3 protein-coding genes are annotated in these 2,307 nt (G+C 42.3%); all 3 read left to right on the top strand.

Annotated features, from left to right (window positions below; genetic code table 11):
• The coding region (gene nadE, locus GMD4S_RS08055) for an NAD(+) synthase (protein WP_000304254.1) at positions 1-390 on the top strand (390 nt) is incomplete at its 5' end.
• A 440-nt stretch (positions 391-830) separates the two neighbouring features.
• Positions 831-1,382, top strand: a complete 552-nt coding sequence (locus GMD4S_RS08050) for a GNAT family N-acetyltransferase (RefSeq protein WP_000643815.1) — start codon at positions 831-833, stop codon at positions 1,380-1,382.
• Between the two features lie 163 nt (positions 1,383-1,545).
• Entirely contained in the window at positions 1,546-2,256 is a 711-nt protein-coding gene (gene ccdA2, locus GMD4S_RS08045) for a thiol-disulfide oxidoreductase-associated membrane protein CcdA2 (RefSeq protein WP_000370906.1), read from the top strand.
• Positions 2,257-2,307 lie beyond the last annotated feature (51 nt).

Genomic DNA, 2,307 nt, shown 5'->3' with positions numbered 1-2,307 from the left:
CAATATGCCCTTGCGGGTGCCCATAGCGGAGCGGTCATTGGAACAGACCATGCTGCGGAAAATATCACAGGCTTTTTTACCAAGTTTGGTGACGGTGGTGCAGATATTCTCCCTCTTTACCGCCTCAATAAACGCCAAGGGAAACAACTCTTGAAGGAACTTGGTGCAGACTCAGCTCTTTATGAAAAAATCCCAACAGCAGACCTAGAAGAAGACAAACCTGGACTTGCTGACGAAGTTGCACTTGGAGTCACTTACAATGAAATTGATGATTACCTTGAAGGCAAAACAATCAGCCCAGAAGCTCAAGCGACTATCGAAAACTGGTGGTACAAAGGCCAACACAAACGCCACCTACCAATCACCGTATTTGATGACTTTTGGGAGTGAGACAGAAATCGGTAACTCGAAGAGTTCGATTTCGTTGTCTCACCCCCGCAACGATGACTAGGTTTGAAAAAGCTTGGTAAAGCGCATTTCAAACCAGACAGCGACTGCGTCAAGTAACTAGATGAAAAACTTGTTTTCTAGCTGTTACTGAGTATAGTCTTTTTACCCTGAGCCTAGAAATGAGAAAGCGAGGAAGGTCCGGGGGACCTTTTTAGCCCGAGTCTAGAAACAGGAAAACGAGGCAGATTCGGTAACTCGAAGAGTTCGATTTTCCTTGTCTCACCCCCGCAACGATGACTAGGTTTGAAGAAGCTTGGTAAAGTGCATTTCAAACCAGACAGCGACTGCGTCAAGTAACTAGATGAAAAACTTGTTTTCTAGCTGTTACTGAGTATAGTCTTTTTATCTTGAGCCTTAAGCTTAGAAAGCGAGGTAACATTATGAAAGCAATCGGTACGCAAATATTACAGACAGAACGTTTAATTTTGAGAAGATTTGTGGAGAGTGATGCAGAAGCCATGTTTCAAAATTGGGCTTCGTCTGCTGAGAATCTGACCTATGTCACCTGGGATCCTCATCCTGATGTTGAAGCGACTCGGAACTCGATTCGAAATTGGGTTGCATCCTATACTAATCCCAACTATTACAAATGGGCCATTTGTCTCAAAGAGAACCCAGAGCATGTGATAGGAGATATCAGCATCATTGAAATGCACGAGGAAGATTTAAGTTGTGAAATTGGGTATGTTTTAGGAAAAAACTTTTGGGGCCGAGGTATGATGACAGAGGCCTTGAAAGCTGTGTTAGATTTTTGTTTTACTCAAGCAGGCTTTCAAAAAGTCAGAGCTCGTTACGCTAGTCTCAATCTAGCTTCAGGCCGTGTTATGGAAAAAGCGGGAATGTCTTATCTAAAAACCATTGCCAATGGTGTGGAGAGAAAAGACTACGTTGCGGACCTTATTTATTACCAGATAAGTAGGGAGGACAGGTGATTCTCTTTTCTGTTTCTACCAAAGTCAGACCTTGTCTGGCTTTTTTTGTGCCAGATTTCTAAATAAGCTGATTAAATTCCTATTTTTCCCTATCATTGTCCCTGTTTTTTCTGGAGTTTTGGGGATATAATAGACCTATCAAATCAAAGAATGGAGGAAGGCAATGGACAATGTAATCTTTTTTATTAGTGTTTTTCTTGCTGGAATTCTTTCCTTCTTTTCTCCTTGTATTTTACCCTTGTTGCCAGTCTATGCAGGAGTCTTATTGGATGATAAGAATGATGCTCAGGCTTCTAGTGGAAAATTTTCAATCTCACTTGTTAGTTTATTGCGAACTTTGGCCTTTATAGCGGGGATTTCTTTTATCTTTATCTTACTGGGTTATGGAGCTGGTTTTTTAGGCAATTTGCTGTATGCTTCCTGGTTTCAGTATGTGACAGGTGCGATTATCATTCTCTTGGGCTTACACCAGATGGAAGTCCTACATTTGCAGGGGCTTTACAAGGAAAGAAGGCTACAATTAAAGAGACAGGGGCAAAAGGGTAACGGCTATAGTCAGGCATTTTTACTGGGGTTGACCTTTAGTTTTGCTTGGACGCCATGTGTGGGGCCAGTTCTGGGCTCTGTTTTGGCCTTGGCGGCTTCAGGTGGTTCAGGAGCTTTGCAGGGTGCTGGTCTCATGTTGGTTTTCACGCTGGGTTTGGCGCTACCATTTTTGGTTCTAGCTCTTGCTTCCAGTTATGTTTTGAAACATTTCCGAAAACTCCATCCTTATCTCGGAACCCTCAAAAAAGTAGGTGGTTTCCTCATTATCGTGATGGGAATCTTGGTGCTTTTGGGAAATGCTTCCATTTTGACTACATTATTTGAATAGAGAGGAAAAAGAAATGAAAAAATGGCAAACATGTCTCCTTGGAGTAGGCTC

The sequence above is a fragment of the Streptococcus sp. GMD4S genome (genome assembly GCF_000296955.1).
This window is presented reverse-complemented; position numbering and strand designations above follow the sequence as displayed.